This is a genomic window from Perlucidibaca sp., from assembly GCF_057084925.1.
Genome location: NZ_JBXMRC010000025.1, coordinates 1 through 24,454 on the forward strand (window position 1 = coordinate 1; position 24,454 = coordinate 24,454).

Genomic DNA, 24,454 nt, shown 5'->3' on the forward strand with positions numbered 1-24,454 from the left:
AGGAGCTCATTGATGCCAAGAAGGGGCAAGCCAGCAAATTGCAAGGCGCACGTGCTGAAATCGAGCGTATTGCTCGTGAAGCAGGTGTAAGCGTTGCTGAGTTGGTCGCACAGGCTGGCGGCGGCAAAGTGGCCAAGGCGGCCTCAACGCGCCCACCGGTTCCTGCGAAGTATCGCAATCCTGCAGATGCCAGCCAGACCTGGACAGGTCGTGGTAAGCGCCCACGCTGGTTAGCCGATGCCATTGCTGCCGGTGCTGCTCAAGATAGCTTCCTCATCTAAGCTATGGCCGTGCGGTAACTGAAAAAGCCACCCTTGCGGTGGCTTTTTTCGTTCACGCAAAACACACAAGCATGAAGATGTTTTCAGGCTATTATCACGAACCTTTACAGTGTGCTGACATTGGGTCGCGGGGTCGGCGAGGATATGCGGTGTTAGGAAGAAAGCAAAAATGGTTCATGATGGCGATGCCCATTGTCATTGTGCTTCTTATTTCGCTGGTGCTTCATGCGCCGGCTAGCCTAGTCGTTTCACGACTAGCACCGGTGATGGCGGCAAATGGCGCCGATGCGGGTAGTGTCGCCTTGGGCGGAACCTTGCTTGACGGTCAATTGCAAACGCGACGTCAAGGCATGCCTCTTTACATTGCTTGGCAGTTACAGCTGAGTTCGCTGTGGCGTTTTGCTTATGGCGCTGACCTTATCTTAGGTGGTCCGGTCGCATTAAACGCAAACTGGCAGAAGCAACCCGGCCAGTGGTCCTTGCAGGTTACGGATGTGCGTAGTCAGGCGGGCGATGCCAGTTGGCTGTTGCCGCAATTGGTGATGCCCGCGTGGCGAAGCGACACCATGCAGTTTGCTCGCAATACAAAGGGCGAGTGGCTTAATGCGTCGGGCGAGCTAGTGACTCAAGGCGGTTTGCTGAGGCTGAACTTGCAAGGCCAAATTCAGGAAATGCAAATTCCGGCAGCGGTACTGCGCTGGCGTATCGTTAATCAGAACTTGGTCGGCGAGTTGTCGCAGCGTGCTGATGGCGGCGCTTTAGCTGCGGTAACATTGACGGCGGACCAGCGCATTCAGTGGCAAATTCGTGAGCGACTCCTGCGACTGAAACCGGGCTATCTCGGCAAGAATGATTTGGACTTGGTGGTGCTGACGGTGTCTGAGCCGTTATCGTCCCAGGGCGGTTAATAGGAAATGATGATGGATTCAGCGCAGTGGCGAGATCGATGGCAATCCTTATGGCGAGATCCTGCGGGTTCGGTGATCGCCATGGTTGCACTGACGCTGGTCGCAACCCTGGTGGCTTGGCAGTTGGGTAAAGTTCTATGGGTGTTTAGCGCGGGCGCGTCACAGCGCTTGCAGCCTCCCGCGTCAGGGCCGGTGGTGGTATTGCCGTCACGAATTGAGCCGCAACGTATTGCTGGATTGTTTGGTGAGACAGAAAGTTCCCCGGCGGCATCCAGCGAGCAAAGCACCACCTTGCAACTCAGGCTGGACGGGGTCATGACGAATCCCTCGCGTCAGCTTGCGAGAGCATTTATTGCGGATCGAACAGACAATAAAGTACAAATTTATCGCCCGGGCGATGCCTTGCCGGGTGGTGCAGAGCTGTTGCGCGTGGAAGAAAGTCTGGTGGTATTAAGCCGTAACGGACAAGAAGAAACACTGCGTTTTGATAAGCCCGGCACGCCAGCGCCGGGAGCTAACGCACCGAATACCCCAATGCCAAACACCGCTGCACAAACACAAAACGCCTTGGGTGCTGCCGCTAGCCGCTTAGCTAACTCACCAATGGCCGCGTTACGACAGATGGGCTTGCGCCGAACGTCGCAGGGTTACATCGTGAGTATCACGGCACCCAAAGATATGCTGCAGCGCTTCGGCTTGCAGCCCGGTGATCGCATCGTCAGCGTCAATAACCAAGCGGTGGGTAAAGACCTTGATGCAGATCAAAAAACCATGAGCCAGTTGCAACAGGCGGGCAGTGCTCGCGTGGAAGTGCAGCGTGGCGCACAAACCATCACACTTGAACAGAAATTGTGAGCCTCATGAACATGCCTCCTTTGAAACCCCTCGCACTTAGTCTGTTATTGCTGATGGCCCCCTCCGTGTGGGCGGAAAAGACGTGGAAAATTAACCTGAAAGATGCCGACATTTCTGCACTTGTGAATGAAATGGCGGAAATCACCGGTAAGAACTTTGTGGTTGACCCTCGGGTAAAGGGCAATGTCACGGTTATCTCCAGTCGCGCCATGTCGTCTTCGGAGCTGTACGAGCTATTCCAAAGCGTTTTGAGCATTAATGGCTTTGCAGCGGTACCGAATGGCCCTGTCATTAAGATTCTTCCGGATACCAATGCGCGCCAATCCGGTGTGCGTGTAGATGCTGCGGGATTGGGTAGCGGTGAAACGTTGGTGACCCGCGTCATCATGCTTCAGCAAGCAAATGCCAATGAGTTGTTAGCGGCCCTTCGCCCCATGATGCCGCAGTTTGCACACATGGCCTCGGTGCCGGGTGCTAATGCCTTAATCATTTCGGATCGCGCGAATAATGCCGACGCCATGGAGGCGGTGATTCGTGAGCTGGATAGTGGGCAGCCTGACGATGCGATTGAAATTATTCCGTTACGGAATGGCAAAGCCGAAGACCTCATCAATATTTTAGAAACGATGGAGGCTGGCGGTGCGGCGGCCGGTCGTGATGGCAAGGCGCCGGGCAAGGTACGCATTGTGGCCGATGAGCGAACCAATCGCTTGCTGGTGCGCGGCGATAAGGCGTTGCGTGATCGTGTTCGCGCCATGATCCGTAACTTGGATGAAGCGCCCGAGCAAAGTGATGAAGTCGTTAAGGTCTTCCGCTTGAAATATGCCAATGCTCGCCAAGTCGCTGAAGTGTTGCGTGGCGTGCTGGCGGATGAGAAAGATAAATCCAGTACCACCACGAGTGCCGGAGCGAGTTCGGCATCGAGCGGCACCACCAACCTCAGTAGCAATGGTGATAGCGGCTCAGGTCGCAGCCAGCCGGGCACAACCACGATTACCGTGGGCTCATCCAGCCTGATTGCCGACGAGTCACAAAACGCCCTTATTGTGCGGGCTAGCCCTCGCCAAATTCGCCAAATCGAAACCATCTTGGTCGATTTAGACTCGCGCCGTGCACAGGTGCTAATCCAGGCCGCGATTGTCGAAGTCTCGGGTGATAACGCAGCGCAGCTCGGCGTGCAGTGGGCCTATGGTTCGCCCACCTCCGGTGTTGGCGTGATTAACTTTAATAACGCAGGCGCGAGTGCCGTTAGTTTGGCCACGGCGGCCGCTACCGGGAATTTCGCCGGTGCGGGCATTGGCCAAGGCGCACTCTTGGGCATTGGTACATCGAGCAAAGACAGTAATGGCGACCGCACTTTCATCGGGGCATTGGTTCAGGCCCTGGATTCGGTCGCCGATGCAAACTTGCTGTCGACACCCAGCATCATGACCTTGGTCAATCAAGAGGCCAAAATTGTGGTGGGTCAGAACGTGCCGTTTATTACCGGCTCGACGGGAACGGCAGGCTCCGGCGTGACCAACCCCTTCACCACCATTCAACGCCAAGATGTGGGTATTACCTTGAAGGTCACCCCATCGTTGAGCGAAGGCGGCACCGTGCGCCTGGATGTGGAGCAGGAAGTATCCTCCGTGGTGCCCTCCGTTGATGGCATTCGCTCCTCCGACATCATCACCAACAAACGCTCGATTAAAACCAGCATTTTGGCTGACGACGGTCAGACCATTGTATTGGGCGGCTTAGTTCAGGACGATGTGAAGAAGTCGACCAGCAAAGTGCCTTTCTTGGGCGACTTGCCGGGCGTGGGCGTGCTCTTCCGTGCCACCAGCGAATCACGGGTAAAACGCAATCTATTGGTGTTCTTACAGCCCACTATTCTTCGTGATGCAGCGTCTGCTGCTGCGCTGACGCAGAGGCAATATGCCTCTGTGCGTCGCGTGGACCTGGGTCTGGATAAGGAAGGTCGTCTGACGCGTTTACCCGCAAATATCCAAGAGATCTATCAGGGCGGTTTGCAGCGTGATGCTCGTAATGCACCGGTAAAGGCCGGACCTGCACCAGTGGCACCAGCAGCCAATGCGCCTAAAGCCCCAGCGTCAGCGGCTCCAGCGCCTGTAAAGGCTCAAACACCTGCGCCACAAGCGCGTAACGATGAAAACGCTCCTCAGGTGTATGCCGCCGATAATGCCGCAGCCATTCAGGCGCAACCGTTGTCGTTGGTCGACGTTGAGGCGCAAGCGCTTCGTTCTCAGCCTGTGCCTGTCGCAGAGCCCGCACCTGTTCCGCGCCGGGCTGTTCAACCCATTCCCTCGCAGGCCAGCTATGTGCCGCCTTCGACAAATCCTGACCCCAGTGCAAAGCCATTCAGTGCGGTCTCGGCAGACCCTGTAGCAGCTGCATACGCGCCGTATCAGCCGGTACAGCAAATCGACGCACGACCCGCTGAGCGAGTAGAGCCAGCCAGTAAGGTGCGCGAAGAGTCCGACTTCAGGCCACAGGCTAAGCCATTCATGGACGATCAGGATCCCGCCTTGCAAGCGGAGCAAACGCCCCCGACTTCGAAAAAGAAGTCGAAAAAGTCAGAGCCGAAGTCTGCGCCTAGCGATCGCCCTGGGATGCGTAAAATCACCACGGCCAGTGGCGGGGTTTATTACGTCCCGGAGAACCCAACATCGACCCCTGAGTCGAGTGCTGCGCAGTCACAGCCTGCCGCAACGACAGCGTCAGGCAGCGAAAAGTCAGGCATGCGTGAGATTCGTACCAGCAGTGGTGCGGTGTATTACGTACCAGACACCGCGCCAGCTGAGTCCACTAGCGCGCCTTAAGGCGTGGGTAATACGGTGTGCAGTAATGGCCTGAGTGCCAACTGCGCACCGAGTTGCCTTAAGTTCCAGTAGTGTCCGCCCAAGGCACGATTGACCATCACGGTTTCTGGTACGGGTTGAAAGGCCCGCCAATTCGGCAGTGACTCCCGACTCAACGCAATCACCCGCTCAGCAAGGGGAAAACGGGCAAAGTCGGTGCGCTGCTCGCTAAAACTCTCCTGCATCAAGTCCAGCCACGGTCTATAAAATGACGCTGCTAGCGCCGGCGTATGTTCCGTTTGGCGTGCGCCCAACGCAATTAAGCCCTGCTCAATGGCGGCGCTGTCGCCTGCAAGAGCAGCACGAGTCATGTTGGCGTAGCAACGCGAAATATGCGGCGAGACTTTTTTGATGCAGCCGAAATCGTAAATCACCAGTGAGCCATCCAGCCTTGCGGCGAAGTTGCCCGGATGGGGGTCACAGTGGATTTCGCCAAATTGATAGAGCTGACGACCTAGGGCCTGAAACAGGGTTGCCGCGATTTGATTGCGTAAGTTCTGGTCGTAGCGCTCATCGAGCTGGCCTAGGCTATCGCCCGGTTCGTAGCTCAGGGTGAGGACACGGGTATTGCTCAGCTCGGTCAGTACGGCGGGAATCACAATGCGCGGGTTGTCCGCGTGATAGTGCCGAAAGCGCTCAATAGCGGCGGCCTCAATGCGGTAATCCAGCTCAGCTTTTAGGCTCTGCTCAATTTCACGGAAGAGGGCGTCGAGAATGTCATTTTTAACGGGAAGCACCCGCGCTATTTTGAGTGCGACTTTTAGTTGCTTGAGATCGGCCGCAACAGCGGCATCTACGCCGGGATACTGCACTTTCAGCACGACTTCTCGGCCATTGTGTAGGCGGGCGCGATGCACTTGCGCGAGCGATGCACTGGCAATGGGCTGTTGCTCAATGTCGAGAAAGTGACGATTGAGGTCCGGGCCGAAGGCCTCTTGCAGGCGGGGCAGTATCGCGCTGAACGGCTGCGCTGGTGCATCGTTTTGTAAGCGCGTGAGCGCGTCCACCAGCTCGGCAGGCAGCAGGTCGCGGTATTGCGAGACCACTTGCCCGACCTTCATCACCGCGCCCTTCATTTCGCCCAGTGTGGCCGCGATCTCCGTGCCGATGCGCGTGTACAACGCGGCATCTTGGGCGTTGCGTTCGCTGCCATCTTGCCAAAGCCGCTGCCAGCGATCTCGGGCGGCGTGGCCGCTAATGCGAGCGGTCATGCCGGCCAGTTTGAGCAGGCGTTGCTTGGTCGGGCGCGGTGTGTCGGTCATAAAGCCTCAGCAGATGCGGGCATACTCCGCAAAGTCGGGTCGGGGTGCGCGGGGGTGCAAGCGCGAGTGGTCACCATACCCGAGATTAATCAGTAAATTGGATTTGACAGACGTGCCTTTGAAAAAAGTTGCATCTACGCCGGCGGCATCAAATCCGGACATGGGGCCTACATCCAATCCTAATGACCGCGCAGCCAGCATGAAATAGGCAGCTTGTAAGCTGCTATTGCGCAGTGCAGTTTCCGCGATCAGCGCGTCATTGCCCGCGTACCAACTCCGGGCATCGGCAAAGGGAAAAAGGCGGGGTAAATGCTCTGGGAAGTCATAGTCCATGCCGACGATCACGGTGACAGGCGCTGCCAAGGTCTGCTCAATATTGCCCGGCGCTAAATGCGGTTTTAGCTGGGCTTTGGCTGCTTCGCTTTGCACGAAGACAAAGCGTGCGGGCAGTGAGTTAGCCGCTGTTGGACCTTGAATAGCCAGGGAGTACAGCGCATCTAGCGTGTCAGCGCTCACAGGCGTATTGAGCCAGTGATGATGGGTGCGAGCCTCACGGAAAAGTTGGTCAAGGCTAGCGTTCGATAGGGCGGTTAATGTCGTCATGGTCATCTCACGGTAGATCAAAGTAGAGGAATTCGCTGTCGGCTTCGGCCTGCAACGTCAGTTCAGTTTCATCGTGTATGGCGGCGCCATCACCGGCCATGAGCAGTTGCCCATTCACGCGTATTCGGCCGGAGATGAGCTGAAGCCAGGCCCTGCGACCTTCACGAAGCGCTTGGCTCAGCTGCTCATGGGCAGACAGGATGCCGCGATAAATGCGGGTATCTTGGCGTATGGGAAGCGCTTCAGGAACTTCGCCATCCGGGGCGACAATACAGGTCAGTCCTGATGTGCGCTCGAAGCTTTTTTGCGTATAGCGAGGAGCCAGGTTGCGGACATTCGGCTGCAGCCATATTTGCAGTAGCTCCACCGGCACATCGCCGCGATTCATTTCACTGTGCTCAATGCCGGTACCGGCGCTCATGAGTTGAAACTCGCCAGCGGTGATGTCGGCAATGTTGCCCAGGGTGTCGCGATGACTCAGTGTGCCGCTGAGAACATAGGTCAGAATTTCCATGTTGTCATGGCCATGCTGACCAAAGCCTGATTTGGCACGAACGATATCCTGATTAATCACGCGCAGGACGGAGTGGCCCATGTGCTTAGCGTCGTAATAGCCAGAAAATGAAAAGCTATAGCGCGCCTGAAGCCAGCCAAACTGGCCTAGGCCGCGCTCATCGCTAGGGCGACGTATGATCATGACGACCTCCGGTTGGGTGTAAGAGGTCAGCTTAGTGGTCTGAGTGTTTCGTTTAAAGCCTCAGTTCGGCAACACATTGTTGCCAAAAATGATGCTAATGGGTCGGATTAGCGGGCGTGCTCGGCCACGCACCGGTGGATAGCATCGGCTAATTGATCTGCGGCAAGGATGACCGCACTGGCCCAGTCGTTGGCCGCTTGGCCGTCGGCACCATCGGTGATGAATTTGAGGCAGACGAAACGTTGTTGCTGCTGTTGGCAGACTTTCGCCAGCGCATACGCCTCCATGTCGATGGTATCGAGCGTGAGCTGTGGGTGAGCGGCAGTCACGAAGCTATCACCGGTGTAGCAGGTAACTTGTTGAAAGTCGGAGACCGGTAAGCCATTGCTCAGCACAATGGGGACTTCGAAAGGGGTTTCGCCTAACGCGAAGCCCATGGCGGTGGCATCCATATCGCGCTGATGAAACTGAGTGGCCACAACCACTTGGCCCGCTGTTAGGGTGTGTGAGCCTGCTGAGCCGGCGTTAATGACTAGGCTGGGCGTGTCGCCCTGCGCGAGTCGCTGCATGAGGGCAATGGCAGCATTCACCTTGCCCACGCCGGTATAGAGAATTTCAAAGCCCAGGCTATCCAAACGGTTGTTAGCGTTTTCTTGTGCTAGGGCCAGTACCAAAAGCGGCTTGCTCATGCGGTTTGTCTCAATAAGTCCACAGAGATAAAGGGGCGTTACCTTGGCATTGATAGTTGTTCAGCGCGGCTAGGTTGATCAATACCACAGCGCCACGAATGTTATGACCAGCCTGAAGGCAAAGTGCTTCTGTGGCGCCTAAGGTGCCTCCAGTGGCTAACACATCGTCGATTAGAAGCACACGGCGTGGACTCATAGTGGCATTCATTTCCAGCGTGTCTTCCCCATACTCCAGTGCATAGCGCTGACGGAACACGGGGGGAGGTAGCTTTCCGGGTTTACGAACCATAATCACGCCTTTACCCAGCGCCTGAGCCAGACCGGCGGCGAGCAAAAAACCGCGAGATTCAATGCCCACTAAAGCATCAATGCCATTCCATTGTTCCGGAGTGAGCAGTGCTTGCAGCGCTTGCACCGTAGCGCTGAAGTGCTCGGCTAGGAGCGGTGACATGTCTCGAAACAGTATGCCAGGCTTAGGAAAGTCCGGCACTAAGGTGATCGCCGACTCGAGTTCGGTCAAGGATATTGGGGCGGCGCAATTCATTCAGGGGCTCCGCGCCAAGGCTTAGCGTGATAAGTTTAATGCCATGGGGTTGGGCAGCACTTCAGCCAACCGGCTCATGCGCATGTCAAGCTCTGGATACGAGTCGGCGGTGACGGTGATGTGGCCTAGCTTTCGACCGTCGCGCTCGCTTTTGCCATACAGGTGCAAATGGGCATCGGTGACACTCAGCACATCATGGGCACTGGGGTGCTTGCCGATGATGTTGATCATGGCGCTGGGCTTTTCCGCACGGGTCGAGCCCAAGGGTAGGCCGGCCACGGCACGCACATGGTTTTCGAATTGTGAACTGTGTGCACCTTCAATGCTCCAGTGACCGGAGTTGTGCACACGTGGCGCCGTCTCGTTAGCCATCAAGCCGTGACGAGTTTCAAACAACTCCAGCGTGAGCACGCCAACATGGCCGAGCTCGCGCAAAATCGACGAGATGTAGCGCTCAGCGGTGAGCTGCGTATTTTCATCGAGATGGGGCGCGGGCACGATGGAGTGGCTGAGGATGCCGCCATGGTGATGGTTCTCTGCCAACGGATAAAACAACGTAGCGCCGTCTTGGCCGCGCACGGCAATGATCGAGAGCTCACGCTTGAACTGAATAAACTCTTCGGCGATTAGCGGGACATGAGCGCCCAGCTTTTGCCAGCACGCAGAGATTTGCGTGGCATCACGCAGTAGGAACTGACCTTTGCCGTCATAACCTTCAGTGACGGTTTTCACCACGAGAGGTAGGCCCAGCGCGGCGACCGCATCGTTCAAGTCCGATTCAGCGCGAATTTCGTGGTAGCGCGCCGAAGGGATATTTAACGCAGAAAACAGCTGTTTCTCGTTGAGACGATTTTGCGACACCGCCAAGGACTTCACCCCGGGATAGACCGGCTTGCGTTTGGCGATGGCTTCGACCCAGCCCGTGGGAATATTTTCAAACTCGTAGGTGAAGACATCGGCGTTATCAATAAACGCTTGCAGGCTGGCTTCGCTATAGGTGTCATCGCCAAAGCGTGGGCCTAATGCCGCAGAGGGGCAGTCCACGGCTTTGTCGAAGAAGGCAAATGACAGGTTTAGCGGGTAGCCCGCCAACGCCATCATGCGACCAAGCTGGCCGCCGCCAAGTACACCAATGCGCAGACTCATGTCCGATTCCTCAAGTTATACGCCGGTCACGCCCGGAATAGGGTTGGCCAATACCGTGTCTGTCTGACGCGCACGGAAAGCTTCAATGGCTAGACGCAGCTTGGGGTCATTCAGCGCCAAAATCTGTGTTGCCAACAGGGCCGCATTGATGGCGCCTGCTTTACCTATAGCGAGTGTGCCAACCGGAACACCACCTGGCATCTGAACAATCGATAACAAGGAGTCCAGGCCGTTCAGCGCCTGCGATTGCACTGGCACACCGAGCACGGGCAGTGACGTTTTGGCCGCGCACATGCCGGGCAAATGCGCTGCGCCACCGGCCCCGGCGATGATGACCTGAATGCCACGGCCCATGGCTGCATCGGCGTAGGCAAAGAGCTTGTCGGGGGTGCGATGGGCGGAAACGACTTCGGCTTCGAACGCCACGCCTAAATCCCGCAAGGTATTGGCGGCATGTTCCATGGTGGCCCAATCGGATTGGGAGCCCATGATGATGCCAACGATAGGCTGTTCACAGGTGTCGCGAGATGTGCTCATGGTGTCCGTGCCGAGTGGGTGGAAAACCGCGCATTTTCCAATAATCAGGCGGTCAGGGCAAGGCCAGTAATGGCGGAGGCGGCCGCGATGGCCAAGGTCAGCAAAAACAACAGAAAGAGAAAGCGCCAAAACGGCTTAAAGCTGGTCGGCATGGGTTCACGTTCGAGGGGCATTAGACTAACTCCGGGGCATTTCTGTGCAAATCATCGAGTGACGGCGGCGCAGGTCTTTGCGAGAATCACGCGGCCTAATACTACGCAGAGTGTGTGATGAAAGCTGTTTTGTCGATGGGTTGGCAAGTGATCTGTTTTCGCGCGGGCCCCGATGCCCTGCCTTATGCCCCGCGCTTATTACTGCCTTTGGTGGCGCTCAATTTATTGATTAGTTTTGCATTGCAAACACTGGGTGGCGATAGCAATACCGATAAGCCGGTAGTGGCCCTATCTGCTATGGCCATGGCTGCCGAAGCCCTATGGCTGGCGTTTCTGCTGCAGCGGCGCGAGTGGATCAATCGTTGGGTGCAGTCCTTTATGGCGTTAGTTTTGGTTGATACCTTAATCACGCTGATGGCCGCACCGCTTGCCATGTTATTGGCACAAGGCGGCGGCGTCTTTATCACGCTGGCGGCAATGGTGCAGGTGGTCATGACCTTGTGGAGCCTGTCTGCTCGCGGCTTTGTTTATCAGCACAGCTTGGATATTCCGCGTTGGAAAGGCGTTTTGTTGGCATTAGTGCCTCTGTTTATTGTCATGCTGCTGACGTTGCAATTCTTCCCTGAGCTCATCCCCGCGCCGCCGCAAGGAACCTGATCATGCACATTCATATCCTCGGTATCTGCGGTACGTTCATGGGGTCGCTGGCGGTGCTAGCGAAATCCTTAGGGCATCAAGTCAGCGGCAGTGATGCCAGTGTGTATCCGCCCATGAGCACGCAACTAGCGGCGCAGGGGATTGACCTCATGGAAGGCTATGCAGCCGAGCATCTGCAGCCGCGCCCGGATCTGGTCATCATTGGTAACGCCATGAGTCGCGGTAATGCTGCCGTCGAGTATGTCTTGAATGAGGGCATTGCCTATACCTCGGGGCCGGCGTGGTTAGCGCAACAGGTGCTGCAAGGCAAGCATGTGATTGGTGTCGCAGGTACGCACGGCAAAACCACCACGACCACCATGGTGGCTTGGGTGCTGGAGCAGGCCGGATTGCAGCCCGGCTTTTTAATTGGCGGTGTGCCGCAGGGTTTTGATGCCAGCGCCCGCCTGGGTGGCGGCCAGTATTTTGTGGTGGAAGCGGATGAGTACGACTCGGCCTTTTTCGATAAGCGCTCGAAGTTTGTTCACTATGCGCCGCGCACAGCTATTTTGAACAATCTCGAATTTGATCATGCCGATATTTTCGATGACCTCGCGGCCATTCAAAAGCAGTTCCATCACTTGGTTCGCACCGTGCCGAGCCAGGGCCAAATCCTGATGCCGGCCGATGAGCCGGCGCTTGATGAGGTGATTGCGAAAGGCTGCTGGACGCCGGTGGCTACGATGGCGTTGGTCATGTCTGGCCTAGCTCAAACGGGAGCGTCAGCGCCGGTCTGGCAAGCTGAGGCACTTAGGCAAGATGGCTCCTCATACGCGATTTGGCATCAAGGCCACTGTTATGGGTCAGTGAACTGGCCGCTGACCGGCTTGCACAACGTCCGTAATGGTTTAGCTGCGATAGCGGCGGCGGCGCACGTGGGCGTTGATGTCACGGTGGCGATTGCCGCGTTATCGGCATTTCCCGGCGTTAAGCGCCGCATGGAGCAGCTTGGCATTGTGGATGGCGTGACCGTCTTTGACGACTTTGCACATCACCCCACGGCGATCCGCACCACCTTAGAAGGCTTGCGAGGACGTGTAGGGCAGCAGCGCATTTGGGCCGTGATTGAGCCGCGCTCTAACACCATGCGCTTGGGTGCTCACAAGGACGGGCTGGCGGCTTCAGCGGCGGCAGCGGATCAAGTTATCTGGTATCAGCCCAGCGGTTTAGATTGGGATTTAGCCCCCGTCGTGGCGGATAGCCCTGTGCCTGCGCAAGTGGCGTCGGATGTGGCCGCCGTGGTGGCGCGACTTGTTGCTGAGACTCGCCCTGGTGATGCAGTGGTGATTATGAGTAATGGCGGCTTTGGTGGTATCCATCAAAAACTACTGGCGGCCTTGCGGGAAAAATCTGGAGCAGCAGCATGAATGCACTGGCCGTAGCCGTTGGCGCGGCCATTGGGGCATTGATACGGTGGAGTTTGGGGCTAGGGCTTAATGCGATCTGGCCAGTATTGCCACTGGGTACCTTGGTGGCGAACTGGGTGGGGGCTTATTTAGTTGGGGTGCTGGCGGCGCTTATCAGCGTTGGCGCGGCGCTGTCAGAGCCTGTGCGGCTGCTGCTCATTACGGGCTTGTTGGGTGGCCTAACCACCTTTTCCACCTTCTCGATAGAGGCGGTAAGCCTGCTGCAGCGCCAGCTCTACGGGCCGGCTTTCTGGCACATCAGTTTGCATGTTGCGGGATCACTACTGCTGACCTTTGCTGGCTATGCCAGCGTGCAAGCTATACGGGGCTAGGCGCAAGGCCTGCCCCGTATCACTTAACCGCGATTACTTCAGCGCACGACGCTTACGCATGCGGATGTTGAGTGCCTCAACAGCGACCGAGAACGCCATCGCGCCATAGACATAGCCTTTATCTACGTGCTGACCAAAGCCTTCAGCAATCAACAGCGTACCGACCAGAACCAAGAAGGCCAGTGCCAACACCTTAACGGAGGGGTGGGCATCAACAAAGTCACCAATCGGCTTGGCGGCAAACATCATTACAGCAACCGAGAGCATGATGGCGATGACCATGATTTCGACATCCTGCGCCAAGCCCACGGCGGTAATGACCGAGTCTAGCGAGAACACAATATCAATGATCGCGATCTGAACAATGATGGCGGCAAAGTTCGAGCTAACCGCGGCGGCAGATGTGTTGGCTTGTGTTTCTGCGCTTTCACCCTCAACAGCGTCGAAGATTTCGGTCGCGCTTTTCCACAGCAGAAAGAGGCCGCCGCCAATCAGGATCAAGTCTCGACCGGTAACGACGACATCGGCGACGGTAATTAAAGGCTCCGTTAAACGCATGACCCAGGTAATCGACAGCAGCAAGGCGATACGCGACACCATGGCCAAGGCGAGGCCGAAATACCGAGCGGCGGCCCGCTTTGAGGCCTCCACTTTATTGACCAAAATCGTCAAGAAAATGATGTTGTCGATGCCCAACACGATTTCGAGCAGGCTTAAGGTAGCAAGGGTGACCCACGCTTGCGGGTCGGCAATCCATTCAAACATAGCGGTTCTCAGGCAAAGTGGCAGACATAATCGAGGAGCTCCAGCGTTTCAATTTGAAAACTGGAGTTACCGGGCACGCTAAACGATTGACCGGTGGCGTACTCTTGCCAGGTGTTTTCTCCGGCAAGCTGAACGCGGCAGCGACCGCCAATCACTTCCATGATTTCTGGTGCGCCTGTATTAAACGTTAATGAAGACGGAAAAATGACGCCGATGGTTTTCTTGCTGCCATCGGCAAACAAGATGCTGTGACTGATACAGCGGCCATCGAAATACACATTGGACTTCTTCACTACGCTGACATTATCGAACTGACTCATTGAAACGATTCCTGCGCACTGCGCTGCAACTGGGGTGTGCGGATTCTAGGGCGCATTGGCTTGGTAACCAAGGCTTGTCATGCATCCGTCATAAAAACTTCATGGCTCTGACTTGGCCTCGCCGCAGGACTGTCATGCCGGCTGGTAACACTGCGCGTCATGAAAAGAACTGCATTGACCTTCTCGTGGCATGTGGCCGTGAATGATCCGGTTGTCATGCCGTCGCAGCCCTACGCCCAGTTGCGTGAGCAGCTAAAAACCGGTGATCTCGTGCTTTTCTCTGGACGATCCTGGGCCGCTCGCCTGGTGCGTGGTTTTACCGGCAGCCGCTGGTCACATGTTGGCTTGGTTGTGCGCTTGCCGGAGCACCCGCAAACACCACTGCTCTGGGAAGCTACACGAGCCAGTAAAGTCCAAGACATTGTTCAGGGCTGTGCCTTTGATGGGGTTCAGTTGGTGTCTCTAGACGACCGTGTTGCTGGTTATCAGGGCTTGGTTGCCGTGCGTCGTTTACAGGGCGTGGTGACTGATGCGCAAGCGCGCCATCGCTTGGATGAGTTAATGCTGGCCTGGCAAGCAAAGCCCTACCGTAACTTTGTGCGCCAACACCTGAGCTTTTGGGTCAGGGGAGAGCAGGGCCTAGCCTTTCAAAAGGGTGGCTTTTGCAGTGAGCTGGTCGCGGAAGTTTATCGTCAGTGGCGATTGCTACCTGCGGATATGCCGGCGCGTAACTATGTACCTCGAGACTTCGCGAGTGAGGCGGGTGTGCCACTTCTCAAGGGCGGATTGTCGCCCGCCTGTCTGCTGTCAATCTAATTGTTGGATAAATGAGCGCCGTGGGCTTTTAAGCCTCAAGAGCATGGAGTAGCTTAGGCCTCATGCGTTGACTGAGGCGCTAGCAAAAAGCGCTGCGACGCATCCCCCCCTTTGGAGGTTTGCGTATGACCGATCGCCCCGCAGATACCCGTCGCAAAGCCTACGTCCTTGATACCAATGTCCTGATTCACGACCCCAACGCTCTGCTGAACTTCGAAGAGCACCAAATCCTAATTCCCATGACCGTGTTGGAAGAGCTGGATAAGCTCAAGTCTGGCAAGGCCTCCGTCTCTGCAGAGTGCCGTGCGGCTATCCGCATGATTGATCGCGTGCTGGGCTCGGCCGAGCCAGAGCAAATTCGGCAGGGCGTGCCGATCTGGCGCGATGCCGAACGCAAGTATCTGGGTACGCTGTCGGTGCTCATGGATCAGCCAGAGGGCGGCATACAGACATTAGCTAACTCGCTCAACGACAACAAAATCATCAATCTCTTGGTGTCGCTACAGGTGGCAGATCAGCAGACGCGTATCGTGCTGGTGACCAAGGATATCAACATGCGCCTGAAGGCGCGGGCCTGCGGGTTGGCGTCTGAGGACTACACCAACGACCAGCTGGTGTCGGATGTAAAGCAGCTGTCTAAAGGCTACGCCGAATTTGAAGGCTCATTTTGGGAGCGCTTCAGCGGGGTAGAAACCGTTCAGGCCATTGGCGAAACTCGGCATTATTTACGGCGTGAAGATTGGGATGCCCCGGTGTTCGCCAACCAATTTGTAGTGGATGAACAGGGCTTTATTGGTCGCGTTCTGTCGGTGAGTGCCGAACAGATTGTGTTGCGTAATATGAATCATGAGCGATTGATGAATCAGGAAGTGTGGGGGCTGCGGCCACACAATATTCATCAGGCCATGGCGCTGGATTTATTGCGCGATCCCTCGGTCCACTTGGTGTCGTTAACGGGGCCGGCGGGATCGGGTAAGACGATTTTGGCGCTGGCAACGGCGATTGAGCAGAGCATCGAGGAAAAACGCTTTAATAAAATTATTGCAACGCGCTCCACCCCGCCGCTGGCGGAAGAGCATGGCTTTTTGCCGGGCACTGAAGAAGAAAAAATGGATCCGTGGCTGGGTGCCATTAGCGACAACATTGAAGCGCTGCATTTGCACGACGAAAGCCCGAAGGGCTCCATCGCCTATGTAAAGGAACGCGCCAACATTCAATTTAAGGCGCTTAACTACATTCGCGGCCGCAGCTTTCAACGCGCCCTGATTTTGATTGATGAATGTCAAAACCTCACGCCGCATCAGATGAAAGCCATCATTACTCGAGCCGGCGAGGGCTCGAAGGTGATTTGTTTGGGCAATTTGGCTCAAATTGATACACCGTATCTGACGCCAACAAGTTCGGGATTAACCTATATGTGCGAGCGTTTTAAAGGCTTTGCTCATGGCGGTCACATCCAGTTAGAGGGTTCGCCACGCTCGGTATTGGCCGAGTACGCGGAAAATAACCTGTAATACCCTGGAAGGCGGGGGGGGACAGAAATATTTTTCAGTAGCTCCCTGCATTCTTGATTGTGTCATCTTTTGGCTTTAACCTTCGCCGCGTCAGAGCCAGGGCGAACAAGCCGTCGAGCAGCGCAGCAACCTGACACCGAATGAGCCTCTAGTGACCGTTGTGCGACAGTCGAGCTAGGGGCTTTTGTCTTTTTCATGACCTTTGGGATATTTGCACATGCGCCTTTCTGACTACTGCTCCGATGCCGAGTGGGCGAAGATCAAAAAGCTGGCTGATGAGAAGGAAACGCCGTTTCTCGTCGTCGACCTTGAAATCATTAAACAAAAGTATGTTGAGTTAACAACCTGCTTTCCTGCCGCGAAAGTGCACTACGCGCTGAAGGCCAACCCGGGTCAGCCAGTGATCGAGCTGTTGCGTGACCTCGGTTCCAACTTTGACTGTGCGTCTAAGTTTGAGCTCAGCAAGGTGCTGGATAGCGGTGTCTCGCCGGATCGCGTGTCGTACGGCAACACCATCAAGAAGGCCGCGCATGTGAAGTGGGCCTACGAGCAAGGCATCCGCCTGTTCGCCACCGACTCCAAAGCTGACTTGCAGAACATTGCGGAATACGCGCCTGGCTCGAAAATTTTCGTGCGTATCTTGGTAGAAGGCGGTGAGACTGCCGAATGGCCGCTGTCGCGTAAGTTCGGCTGCCACCCGGATATGGCCATTGATTTGCTGGTGCAGGCCAAGAACCAAGGCTTGATTCCTTACGGCATCTCCTTCCACGTCGGCTCGCAGCAGAAAGACATCGCGGTTTGGGATGCGGCGTTGTCGAAAGTGAAGTACATGTTCGACTGGATGAAGTTCGAAGAAGATGTGTCGCTGAAGATGATTAATCTCGGTGGCGGCTTCCCTGCTAACTACATTTCGGAAGTTAACCCGATTCAAGTTTACGCCGAAGAAATCAACCGCTACCTGCGCGATGACTACGGTGATGACGTGCCGGAAATCATTCTCGAGCCAGGCCGTTCGCTGGTGGGTGAGTCCGGTGTACTGGTTTCGGAAGTCGTGCTGATTTCGCGCAAGTCGCGTACCGACTTGAAGCGCTGGGTCTATACCGACGTGGGTCTGTTCCAAGGTTTGATGGAAACCATGGGCGAGTCGATCAAGTACCCGATCTACACGGAGAAGATGGACGAGCATGGCAACCAGGAAGGCAGCGTTGTGCTCGCCGGCCCAACCTGCGATTCCACTGACATCATGTACGAGAATGTTGGCTACCATCTGCCGCTGAGCTTGGCGCCACGCGATCGTCTGTACTGGATGACCACGGGTGCGTACACGAACTCGTACAGCTCGGTCGAGTTCAACGGCTTCCCGCCGCTGCAAACCTTCTATGTGAAGTAAGCTGTCAGTGAGATGAAAGAGGCCCGCTATGAGCGGGCCTTTTTTTGCATTAAAATTCGTACAGTTAAGTTGCTACTGACTAGTCCTTAGGTGCCTCTCAAAAGGGTTCTGAAGGTGATTCAGAAGGAGCCTCTTTTGTCTTTTTGGCTGCCCGGCTATCACTTTCAAAGAGCCCTTCTAATTCACGCATGGCCTGTTTGGCGCTCTCCACCAATGCGGATTCGTTCTTGTAAATCGCTTGCTGTCTTAGCATGAGTTGATCGTCATACTCTCTGAATCGGTTGACGCTCAAGTCGGCATTTATTTTATTAAAACCAATGTTAATTAAGACATCTCGGGCCATTTCTAAGCTGGTACCCAGGGTTTCACGATGCACCACATTAATGCCGAGATCCATGAGTCGATAGGCATGCATGCGATCGCGAGCTCGCGCGAAGATTGGTAGTTTAGGGAAGTAGTGGCGAACGATTTGCGCCGTGCGTAGCGACTCTTCAACATCGTCGATGGCGAGTACCATTAGTTTTGCTTTTGCAGCGCCAGCGGCCTCTAGCAATGCCAAATTATCGAGCTTGCCGTAGAAGACGGGATTTCCGAATCGACGCACAAAGTCGACTTGGCGTGCGCTGCTTTCCAAGGCGACGAACTGAATTCGATGGACGCGCAAAACGCGGGCGATGATTTGTCCGACACGACCAAAGCCGGCAATGATGACCTCATGCTCTGGCATGTCCTCGAGTGAATCAAACTTGCGTTCTTCGCGCCCATTCCAATGCGTTTCCAGAACATGCTCTAAGAGCCAAAAACCAATAGGTGTTAATGCCATCGAGAGCGTGACAATGAGTACGAGGCTCTCGCCTAAGGTGGATGACATCAGCCCGAGGCCGACAGCGCTGGTAAACACAATAAATGCAAACTCCCCACCTTGCGGAAGCGTGACGCCTAGGCGAATAGAGGTTTGCAGGTCGTTGCCATGCCAGCGCCCTAAGAGACCCAATATCAGTCCCTTAGCAAGCATCAAGCCGAGTGCGCCCAAAATGATCCAGTGGGGCTTTTCGATTAACAGGGGCAGGTTGGCGGTCATGCCCACCGACATAAAGAATAGACCGAGCAAGAGCCCTTTAAACGGTTGGATCTGAGCTTCTAGTTCATGTCGATATTCGCTGTCGGCTAATAGCATTCCGGCTAAAAATGCACCTAAAGACATGGAGAGATGGATGGAGTCCATCAGCCAAGTCACGCCCACAATAATGAAGAGCGCGGTACCTGTGAACAGCTCGGGTGTATGACTGTTTGCGATGAAGCGGAAGGCGGGTCTCACGAGAAAGCGGCTGGCCAGAATAAGGCCGGCAAATGCCAGTAAAACGGGTCCCCAACTGGGGATGTCGTGCTCTGCGGAACCACTTGTGGCCAGCAGCGGCATTAGGGCTAGTAAAGGGATCACGGCCAAATCTTGAAAAAGCAAAATGGCAAACGCTTGTCGGCCATGACGGGCGCTTAGCTGATTTTTTTCGGCCAGTAACTGAAGGGCAAACGCCGTTGAGGACATCGCCAGACCCGCACCGGCGATGAGGCTGACCGTTGGACTCTCGCCCCATAGCCAGAGTATGCCGCCGAGCAACACGGTAGTAACGACCACCTGGAGGCCACCTAGGCCAAAAACAGAGCGCCTTAGCACCCATAGTCGACTGGGCTCTAGCTCTAGTCCAATTAAAAACAGCAGCATGGCCACGCCGTATTCGGCAATTTCGACTACGACGGTCGTATTCTCGATAAAGCCGGAGACATGTGGCCCAATCAAAATGCCGGCAAGTAAATAGCCGATGACCGCCGGCAGGCCGCTGCGTTTGGCCAGCGGCACCACAATTAAGGCGATGCCCAATAGAAAAGCGATGGATTCAATACCATGCATAGTGACTGTTTCTCCTCAGGCTTGTGTTGTATCACAGCATGCAAAGAAACGGATGACGGCTGACGCAACTTGGCGATGGTCTGAGCGCCCAAGCGTGCTGACTGACGCTATAATGCGCAGCAACTACCACCCTGCACCTGAGGCCTAGACATGAGCTACAAACAGATTCCTGCCGGCAAAGATGTTCCTAACGACATTTATGTTGTGATCGAAATTCCGGCCAACCACGCCCCTATCAAGTACGAAATTGACAAGGATGCCGATGCGCTCTTTGTTGACCGCTTTGTTGGCACCGCCATGTTCTATCCGGCGAACTACGGCTATATCCCAAACACCCTGTCGGAAGATGGCGATGCGTTGGACGTGCTCGTAGTCACGCCGTATCCGGTGGTGCCAGGTGCCGTCATTCGCTGCCGCCCGGTTGGTAAGCTGAAAATGGAAGATGAGTCTGGCATCGATGCCAAACTGATTGCTGTTCCGCACGACAAGCTCACGCCGCTGTACAAGCATGTGAAGGAGTACACCGACCTGCCGGAGCTGCTGCTGAAGCAAATCGAGCATTTCTTTGCGCACTACAAGGATCTGGAGCCAGGCAAGTGGGTCAAAATCACGGGCTGGGAAGGCGCAGACGTAGCTAAAGAAGAAATTCTTAAGTCCATCGAAGCTGCGAAGTAAGCCACTGGCGGGAAACAGAATTTTTCTGTTTCCCGCTCACTTTTTTTGGTGCAATGCCGAAAAAGTGAACGATGAGTCACAAATAGTTTAATCACCTTGTTTTATTGTCCGACAATTTCTAGCTCGACTTTTGATCTGCCTCCCTAAGATGCGCTCCAAGGATGCAGACATCAACGACGCCGTCGCTGAGTGCATTCAAGATTTTCCAACCTCGTTAAGGAGATGAAAAATGGGTGAACTCAAGAACCTCGTTGCTGACAACCAAGATATCGTTGTTCGTGTAAAGGCTGCTGGCCGTCAGGCCGCCATGGCCGGTCTCGGTCTGGTTGAAGTACTGAAGGCTGAAGGCGAAAAGCTGCAAGCCATTGACTTCAACGCCAAGGGCGAAGAACTGAAAGCCAAGGCTCTCGAACTCAAGACCAAGCTGCAAGCTGTAGATGTTAAAGCTGAAGTAGAAGGCCTCAAGGCTCTCGACCTGAACGCTAAAGCAGAAGAGCTGAAGGCTCTGGCTGTAGAACTGAAGGGCAAGGTTCTGGCTGTAGACGCTAAAGCTGAAGTTGAAAAGCTGCTGGCTGACGTACAGAAGTTATTTGCTGAGCTGGTCGCTAAGGGCGAACAGCGCGCTGCCTAAGCCTGGAGCTTAGTTGCACCGATCGCCCTCACGGGCGATCAACCCCGCGTTCGCTGAACGCAGATGCATGCAGTACCCTCTTGGGGCGGCGCTAGCCGCCCTTTTTTTTGAAAAAAACTGACTTAAAGCGCGCCGACTCGTTGGGCTACCCAGGCTTGATCTGCGTCGCTTAACGCGTGATATCCCGCTTGCAGGTTGTGCCATGATTTGGCCGGATACTTTTGCGCGGGTTGTGCAAAGTCATGGCCATGTAAATTGACTGAGAAGGGCGTGTCCGCTCCTTGACTCAATGCAGCAGCATTGGCCCTGGCCCACGGTAAGTAAGTGGCGGCAAGTTCATGTTCAAGCACTGGTAGCAACGTGCTTTCTAGGCTCTCCCAGCCCTCACAGATTCCTTGGCTTAGTCCTGCAGGATTCATGCAGCGCTCCACCCACGCGGCTAAGTGGGTGAAAGGCTGTAATCGTGAGCGCGGCGTGGGGTCGCTATAAAGTTCATAGTACAAACTGCCCAATCCCAGATCGGCAGCACTGAGTTGTTCGCCAAAAATAAACGAGCGCGATGCCAGATGGGCATTAAGTCGCGTGGCACTTTCCTGTAAATAGCGTTCGAGCAGGGGCTTGTTGGCCACGGTACAACCCAAAGGCGCGCTTCGCGTCATCAAATGATTGCTAATTAAGGTGGCAAACTTGCTCGGATCGACGCCGGGCGGCACGCTAGCGGTGGCAATGCGCATCCCCGCATCAATTCGGTCTGCTTCATAGTTCCAGCGATAATGAAACATGGGCTTGACCAGCCATTCGTCTGCGGCTTCTTCAAGGGCGTTGGACAAAAAGTTCAACACCGGGTCCGCTAGGCGAATACTGGGGCTGGGGTGCGCTGCTTCGAGGTAGTCGAGCATGGGCGTGGAGTCTTGCATGGCGCCGCCAGGGGTAAGCAATAAGGGAATCAGTGGAACCTTGGCATGTTCACGAAACTCAGCTTCGTTAGCTTGCGACCGGAGCACCCACTCGAAGGGCAATTGCTTGAAGCGGAGCAGGGCGCGGACCTTGACGGAATAGGGTGAAACTTCCATGCCAAATAAACGGTACATAGTTGAAATCTCTCTGGATGACTTGTGAGTCGAGCCTATTGGGTTTGTTTACGGTATGGAATAGTCTGCTGTTCAAGTTTTAGCTGCATTTCGCCAAAAAATAAAAATAAACGAGAAGGAATCTGGGATGAAAATTAACGCAGCAGCCATTCTCCTCGGTGTCACCTTGGCAGCACAGGCCCAGGCTCAAACCTTTTGTGTTTATGACCCGACGGGCGCTCAAGGCCCGGGCTTCGCGTTTGCTAAAGATTATGCGCTGGCTGCTAAGGCATGGGGTGTCAGCATCGTTTTAAAGGCCTACACCGACGAACGCGTGGCATCCGAGGATTTCAAGGCGGGGCAGTGTGATGGCGTGGCAATCACGGGGCTGCGTGGCCGCCAGTACAACAGTTATGTCGGTAGTATTGATTCCATTGGTTCCGTGCCTTCATACCGGCATTTGCGCACCGTGCTTCAGGTGTTGGCGAGCCCGCAAAGTGAAGCCAATATGAAGAGTGGTGCTTATGAAGTTGTCGGCGTTTTTCCGCTAGGGGCGGCCTATGTTTTTGTGCGAGATCGCAGCATTAATTCCATCGAGAAAGCGGCAGGAAAAAAAATTGCGGTACTGGATTTTGATAAGTCGCAAGCAAAGCTCGTGCAACAGCTAGGGGCACAACCTGTCTCTTCAGACATCACCAACTTCACCACCAAATTTAATAATGGTCAGGTCGATATAGTGGCGGCCCCCGGCATCGCCTATAAACCGTTTGAAATGTACAAAGGGCTGGGCACCACGGGCGCGATTTACCGATTTCCGTTAATTCAGCTCACGGGCCATATGATTGTGCGCAGTGAGAGATTCCCCGCGGGCTTTGGTCAGAAGTCGCGTAGCTTTGTGCTCACGCAATTGGATCGCGCAGATGCCACGATTAAGCAAGCGGAAGACGGAATCCCCGCTAAATACTGGCTGGACTTGAGCGAAGGAGATAAAGAAAAATACACACTGATGATGCGAGAAGCGCGGATTCAGCTCACCAAGGATGGCTTTTACCATCCGAAAATGATGAGCCTCTTAAAGAAGATCCGCTGCAAAATTGAGCCAGCTGCCGCTGAATGCGCGGATAGCATTGAGTAACTACTCGGCACGAGCCTTAGATTGACGCTGTGTGTGCCGCCACTGCCAAGGTGGCATGCGCTCCTGCTCTGGTAGTGCCCAAAGTCCCAGCGCTTGCTTTCGGGCTGCCTGCTCGTCGAGTAGTAGCGCGGGCCGTTTTAAGTGGCGACGATAAACCCAAGCCGCCCCTTGGCGAACCATTTCCGCATTGATATCAACCCCATCTGCTCGAACTTGGCCCACGATGCGGCCATATTGATCAATATCGATCACGGTGACTTCTACCGTCTTTTTCAATGCCAGCGACACCAAAAGCTGTTTGGCGCGATGGCCATAGGGCTGGGCTTTTTCCGGGCTATCAATTTCAGCCAGCCTGACTTTGATGCGCTGATAATCAGCATCGATCAGGGTCAGCGTGTCGCCATCCGCAATATGGATGACTCGGCCATTGAGCACCGATGTGGCGTAGGCCGGGGGTGAAAGGTTACAGAGCAGAACTAGGAATAACGCTAAGAGTGGCTTCATAACGCTAGGCTCAAAAACAAAAAAGGCCAGCATGGGGGCTGACCTTTTTGTCGCAAACGCCAACCCATGGGTGGGAGTGCAAAGATGGTGGCTACGGCTGGACTTGAACCTGCGACCCCAGCATTATGAGTGCTGTGCTCTAACCGACTGAGCTACGTAGCCAAGAGGCCGCGAATCTTAGTTTTCGAGTCGAGGCCTGTCAAGGTTTTCACGCTATTCTGCCGGTCTAAAACAAGCTTATCGTCCAATACGACCTAGTCTCGTATTAAGTCGCATCCGATTTCTGCGGTTTAAAGTGCACTTCAAACTGCTCGATTTGCTCCACCGTGAAACCATTGTCTACCGCCTTTTTTACGTAGCGGTGACTTAGCTCACAATTACCGGTCGGTTGCACCTGCTTTTGCTTGAAAATCCCCCAGCCTGAAGTCACAACCGTGGCGCAAACAACGCGATTGTCATCGCTCACAAAGATCACTTGCGATTGAGCTTTGTCGTAGCGCAGACCGGGAATTGCTACACGATAGTGGTCTGATGTTTCGCTTAACGCGTGATAAAAATCGACCTCCACCCAAGCACGCCCTAGCGCCTCGTTAACTACAAAGCTTTTCGACTTCGCAGGCTGCATGGAGCTAGCGGGAAGCTTCAGAATGGGCTCCGTACTATTGCTTGCGTGTGCAGCTGAAATTCCAAGCCAAAGGCTTGCCACTACACCCAAATATCCTCTTGCCATACGATGCATGATTCAACGCTCCT

General features: G+C 55.0%; 27 protein-coding genes and 1 tRNA gene. 13 read left to right on the plus strand and 15 right to left on the minus strand.

The annotated features are described in order from the left end of the window. From AC14IB_RS07200 to gspD, 4 genes are all read left to right on the plus strand, one after another. Positions 1-281 (plus strand): H-NS histone family protein (locus AC14IB_RS07200; protein WP_484231248.1); only part of this gene is annotated, 281 nt, incomplete at its 5' end. 176 nt (positions 282-457) lie between these two features. Further along, the gene (locus AC14IB_RS07205) at positions 458-1,189 is read left to right on the plus strand and encodes a hypothetical protein (protein ID WP_484231249.1); all 732 of its coding nucleotides are present in this window, start codon (positions 458-460) and stop codon (positions 1,187-1,189) included. 12 nt (positions 1,190-1,201) lie between these two features. Further along, on the plus strand, positions 1,202-2,044 hold the full coding sequence (locus AC14IB_RS07210) for a type II secretion system protein N (RefSeq protein ID WP_484231250.1): 843 nt from the start codon (positions 1,202-1,204) through the stop codon (positions 2,042-2,044). A gap of 5 nt (positions 2,045-2,049) precedes the next feature. Continuing rightward, positions 2,050-4,869, plus strand: coding sequence for a type II secretion system secretin GspD (gene gspD, locus AC14IB_RS07215; protein ID WP_484231251.1), 2,820 nt, complete (start codon positions 2,050-2,052; stop codon positions 4,867-4,869). Here gspD and AC14IB_RS07220 read toward each other — a convergent pair. From AC14IB_RS07220 to AC14IB_RS07255, 8 genes are all read right to left on the minus strand, one after another. Beyond that, the gene (locus tag AC14IB_RS07220; RefSeq protein WP_484231252.1) at positions 4,866-6,170 is read right to left on the minus strand and encodes an ABC1 kinase family protein; all 1,305 of its coding nucleotides are present in this window, start codon (positions 6,168-6,170) and stop codon (positions 4,866-4,868) included. The two genes, gspD and AC14IB_RS07220, sit on opposite strands and share 4 nt — an antisense overlap. A 6-nt stretch (positions 6,171-6,176) precedes the next feature. Then, entirely contained in the window at positions 6,177-6,773 is a 597-nt protein-coding gene (locus tag AC14IB_RS07225) for a malonic semialdehyde reductase (RefSeq protein WP_484231253.1), read from the minus strand. A 7-nt stretch (positions 6,774-6,780) separates the two neighbouring features. Next, positions 6,781-7,470, minus strand: coding sequence for a pirin family protein (locus AC14IB_RS07230; RefSeq protein WP_484231254.1), 690 nt, complete (start codon positions 7,468-7,470; stop codon positions 6,781-6,783). Between the two features lie 107 nt (positions 7,471-7,577). Beyond that, positions 7,578-8,159, minus strand: coding sequence for a 5'-methylthioadenosine/S-adenosylhomocysteine nucleosidase family protein (locus tag AC14IB_RS07235; RefSeq protein WP_484231255.1), 582 nt, complete (start codon positions 8,157-8,159; stop codon positions 7,578-7,580). A 10-nt stretch (positions 8,160-8,169) separates the two neighbouring features. Beyond that, entirely contained in the window at positions 8,170-8,703 is a 534-nt protein-coding gene (locus tag AC14IB_RS07240; RefSeq protein WP_484231256.1) for an adenine phosphoribosyltransferase, read from the minus strand. Between the two features lie 21 nt (positions 8,704-8,724). Then, on the minus strand, positions 8,725-9,849 hold the full coding sequence (locus tag AC14IB_RS07245) for a 5-(carboxyamino)imidazole ribonucleotide synthase (RefSeq protein WP_484231257.1): 1,125 nt from the start codon (positions 9,847-9,849) through the stop codon (positions 8,725-8,727). Positions 9,850-9,864: 15 nt separating this feature from the next. Further along, entirely contained in the window at positions 9,865-10,386 is a 522-nt protein-coding gene (gene purE / locus AC14IB_RS07250) for a 5-(carboxyamino)imidazole ribonucleotide mutase (protein ID WP_484231258.1), read from the minus strand. A gap of 44 nt (positions 10,387-10,430) precedes the next feature. Further along, a complete protein-coding gene (locus AC14IB_RS07255) occupies positions 10,431-10,559 on the minus strand; it encodes a hypothetical protein (protein WP_264753544.1) in 129 nt (42 codons plus the stop codon). A gap of 96 nt (positions 10,560-10,655) precedes the next feature. Here AC14IB_RS07255 and AC14IB_RS07260 point away from each other — a divergent pair, with 96 nt between their 5' ends. The 3 genes from AC14IB_RS07260 to crcB are packed head-to-tail and all read left to right on the plus strand — an operon-like array spanning position 10,656 to position 12,972. Next, entirely contained in the window at positions 10,656-11,195 is a 540-nt protein-coding gene (locus AC14IB_RS07260; protein WP_484231259.1) for a hypothetical protein, read from the plus strand. 2 nt (positions 11,196-11,197) lie between these two features. After that, positions 11,198-12,601 (plus strand): UDP-N-acetylmuramate:L-alanyl-gamma-D-glutamyl-meso-diaminopimelate ligase, encoded by a 1,404-nt coding sequence (gene mpl / locus AC14IB_RS07265; protein WP_484231260.1) that lies wholly within the window; start codon positions 11,198-11,200, stop codon positions 12,599-12,601. Continuing rightward, positions 12,598-12,972, plus strand: coding sequence for a fluoride efflux transporter CrcB (crcB, locus tag AC14IB_RS07270; RefSeq protein WP_484231261.1), 375 nt, complete (start codon positions 12,598-12,600; stop codon positions 12,970-12,972). Before mpl ends, crcB begins: the two co-directional genes overlap by 4 nt. Before the next feature lie 33 nt (positions 12,973-13,005). Here crcB and AC14IB_RS07275 read toward each other — a convergent pair whose 3' ends face one another. Next, positions 13,006-13,737, minus strand: a complete 732-nt coding sequence (locus tag AC14IB_RS07275) for a TerC family protein (protein WP_484231262.1) — start codon at positions 13,735-13,737, stop codon at positions 13,006-13,008. An 8-nt stretch (positions 13,738-13,745) separates the two neighbouring features. Further along, positions 13,746-14,057 carry a pyrimidine/purine nucleoside phosphorylase gene (gene ppnP / locus AC14IB_RS07280; RefSeq protein ID WP_484231263.1) on the minus strand — a complete coding sequence of 104 codons (312 nt, stop codon included), beginning with the start codon at positions 14,055-14,057 and terminating at the stop codon, positions 13,746-13,748. Between the two features lie 159 nt (positions 14,058-14,216). On the opposite strand from ppnP, the gene AC14IB_RS07285 reads away from it, so the two are divergent. From AC14IB_RS07285 to AC14IB_RS07295, 3 genes are all read left to right on the plus strand, one after another. Next, a complete protein-coding gene (locus AC14IB_RS07285; protein WP_484231264.1) occupies positions 14,217-14,873 on the plus strand; it encodes a C40 family peptidase in 657 nt (218 codons plus the stop codon). 125 nt (positions 14,874-14,998) lie between these two features. Next, complete coding sequence (locus AC14IB_RS07290) at positions 14,999-16,387, plus strand: PhoH family protein (protein WP_484231265.1); 1,389 nt, start codon at positions 14,999-15,001, stop codon at positions 16,385-16,387. 211 nt (positions 16,388-16,598) lie between these two features. Then, positions 16,599-17,777, plus strand: a complete 1,179-nt coding sequence (locus tag AC14IB_RS07295) for a type III PLP-dependent enzyme (RefSeq protein ID WP_068860909.1) — start codon at positions 16,599-16,601, stop codon at positions 17,775-17,777. A gap of 97 nt (positions 17,778-17,874) precedes the next feature. On the opposite strand, the gene AC14IB_RS07300 is transcribed toward AC14IB_RS07295, so the two are convergent. After that, complete coding sequence (locus AC14IB_RS07300; protein WP_484231266.1) at positions 17,875-19,686, minus strand: monovalent cation:proton antiporter-2 (CPA2) family protein; 1,812 nt, start codon at positions 19,684-19,686, stop codon at positions 17,875-17,877. A 150-nt stretch (positions 19,687-19,836) separates the two neighbouring features. On the opposite strand from AC14IB_RS07300, the gene ppa reads away from it, so the two are divergent. Both ppa and AC14IB_RS07310 read left to right on the plus strand, forming a co-directional pair. Further along, positions 19,837-20,361 (plus strand): inorganic diphosphatase, encoded by a 525-nt coding sequence (gene ppa, locus AC14IB_RS07305; RefSeq protein ID WP_484231267.1) that lies wholly within the window; start codon positions 19,837-19,839, stop codon positions 20,359-20,361. Positions 20,362-20,590: 229 nt separating this feature from the next. Further along, entirely contained in the window at positions 20,591-20,992 is a 402-nt protein-coding gene (locus AC14IB_RS07310) for a hypothetical protein (RefSeq protein ID WP_068860915.1), read from the plus strand. A 122-nt stretch (positions 20,993-21,114) separates the two neighbouring features. Here AC14IB_RS07310 and AC14IB_RS07315 read toward each other — a convergent pair whose 3' ends face one another. Further along, complete coding sequence (locus AC14IB_RS07315) at positions 21,115-22,083, minus strand: glutathione S-transferase family protein (protein ID WP_484231268.1); 969 nt, start codon at positions 22,081-22,083, stop codon at positions 21,115-21,117. A gap of 127 nt (positions 22,084-22,210) precedes the next feature. On the opposite strand from AC14IB_RS07315, the gene AC14IB_RS07320 reads away from it, so the two are divergent. Then, the gene (locus AC14IB_RS07320) at positions 22,211-23,197 is read left to right on the plus strand and encodes a putative solute-binding protein (protein WP_484231269.1); all 987 of its coding nucleotides are present in this window, start codon (positions 22,211-22,213) and stop codon (positions 23,195-23,197) included. Here the strand turns inward: AC14IB_RS07320 and AC14IB_RS07325 are convergent, their stop codons facing one another. The 3 genes from AC14IB_RS07325 to AC14IB_RS07335 all read right to left on the minus strand — a co-directional run bounded on the left by AC14IB_RS07325 (position 23,198) and on the right by AC14IB_RS07335 (position 24,440). Beyond that, positions 23,198-23,701: a thermonuclease family protein gene (locus AC14IB_RS07325; protein WP_484231270.1), complete on the minus strand. Its 504-nt coding sequence runs from the start codon at positions 23,699-23,701 to the stop codon at positions 23,198-23,200. Between the two features lie 85 nt (positions 23,702-23,786). Then, positions 23,787-23,863: transfer RNA gene (locus tag AC14IB_RS07330), tRNA-Met, on the minus strand. 103 nt (positions 23,864-23,966) lie between these two features. Then, positions 23,967-24,440: a hypothetical protein gene (locus AC14IB_RS07335; RefSeq protein WP_484231271.1), complete on the minus strand. Its 474-nt coding sequence runs from the start codon at positions 24,438-24,440 to the stop codon at positions 23,967-23,969. Positions 24,441-24,454: the final 14 nt, after the last annotated feature.

Coding starts and splice junctions, on each gene's coding strand:
- AC14IB_RS07230 (WP_484231254.1), bottom strand. CDS start 7,470: ATGATCATACGTCGCCCTAGCGATGAGCGCGGCCTAGGCCAGTTTGGC.
- mpl (WP_484231260.1), top strand. CDS start 11,198: ATGCACATTCATATCCTCGGTATCTGCGGTACGTTCATGGGGTCGCTG.
- ppnP (WP_484231263.1), bottom strand. CDS start 14,057: ATGAGTCAGTTCGATAATGTCAGCGTAGTGAAGAAGTCCAATGTGTAT.
- AC14IB_RS07235 (WP_484231255.1), bottom strand. CDS start 8,159: ATGAGCAAGCCGCTTTTGGTACTGGCCCTAGCACAAGAAAACGCTAAC.
- AC14IB_RS07285 (WP_484231264.1), top strand. CDS start 14,217: ATGAAAAGAACTGCATTGACCTTCTCGTGGCATGTGGCCGTGAATGAT.
- AC14IB_RS07245 (WP_484231257.1), bottom strand. CDS start 9,849: ATGAGTCTGCGCATTGGTGTACTTGGCGGCGGCCAGCTTGGTCGCATG.
- AC14IB_RS07310 (WP_068860915.1), top strand. CDS start 20,591: ATGGGTGAACTCAAGAACCTCGTTGCTGACAACCAAGATATCGTTGTT.
- crcB (WP_484231261.1), top strand. CDS start 12,598: ATGAATGCACTGGCCGTAGCCGTTGGCGCGGCCATTGGGGCATTGATA.
- AC14IB_RS07300 (WP_484231266.1), bottom strand. CDS start 19,686: ATGCATGGTATTGAATCCATCGCTTTTCTATTGGGCATCGCCTTAATT.
- AC14IB_RS07290 (WP_484231265.1), top strand. CDS start 14,999: ATGACCGATCGCCCCGCAGATACCCGTCGCAAAGCCTACGTCCTTGAT.
- AC14IB_RS07220 (WP_484231252.1), bottom strand. CDS start 6,170: ATGACCGACACACCGCGCCCGACCAAGCAACGCCTGCTCAAACTGGCC.
- purE (WP_484231258.1), bottom strand. CDS start 10,386: ATGAGCACATCTCGCGACACCTGTGAACAGCCTATCGTTGGCATCATC.
- ppa (WP_484231267.1), top strand. CDS start 19,837: ATGAGCTACAAACAGATTCCTGCCGGCAAAGATGTTCCTAACGACATT.
- AC14IB_RS07325 (WP_484231270.1), bottom strand. CDS start 23,701: ATGAAGCCACTCTTAGCGTTATTCCTAGTTCTGCTCTGTAACCTTTCA.
- AC14IB_RS07260 (WP_484231259.1), top strand. CDS start 10,656: ATGAAAGCTGTTTTGTCGATGGGTTGGCAAGTGATCTGTTTTCGCGCG.
- AC14IB_RS07320 (WP_484231269.1), top strand. CDS start 22,211: ATGAAAATTAACGCAGCAGCCATTCTCCTCGGTGTCACCTTGGCAGCA.
- AC14IB_RS07335 (WP_484231271.1), bottom strand. CDS start 24,440: ATGCATCGTATGGCAAGAGGATATTTGGGTGTAGTGGCAAGCCTTTGG.
- AC14IB_RS07210 (WP_484231250.1), top strand. CDS start 1,202: ATGGATTCAGCGCAGTGGCGAGATCGATGGCAATCCTTATGGCGAGAT.
- AC14IB_RS07225 (WP_484231253.1), bottom strand. CDS start 6,773: ATGACGACATTAACCGCCCTATCGAACGCTAGCCTTGACCAACTTTTC.
- gspD (WP_484231251.1), top strand. CDS start 2,050: ATGAACATGCCTCCTTTGAAACCCCTCGCACTTAGTCTGTTATTGCTG.
- AC14IB_RS07275 (WP_484231262.1), bottom strand. CDS start 13,737: ATGTTTGAATGGATTGCCGACCCGCAAGCGTGGGTCACCCTTGCTACC.
- AC14IB_RS07315 (WP_484231268.1), bottom strand. CDS start 22,083: ATGTACCGTTTATTTGGCATGGAAGTTTCACCCTATTCCGTCAAGGTC.
- AC14IB_RS07240 (WP_484231256.1), bottom strand. CDS start 8,703: ATGAATTGCGCCGCCCCAATATCCTTGACCGAACTCGAGTCGGCGATC.
- AC14IB_RS07205 (WP_484231249.1), top strand. CDS start 458: ATGATGGCGATGCCCATTGTCATTGTGCTTCTTATTTCGCTGGTGCTT.
- AC14IB_RS07255 (WP_264753544.1), bottom strand. CDS start 10,559: ATGCCCCTCGAACGTGAACCCATGCCGACCAGCTTTAAGCCGTTTTGG.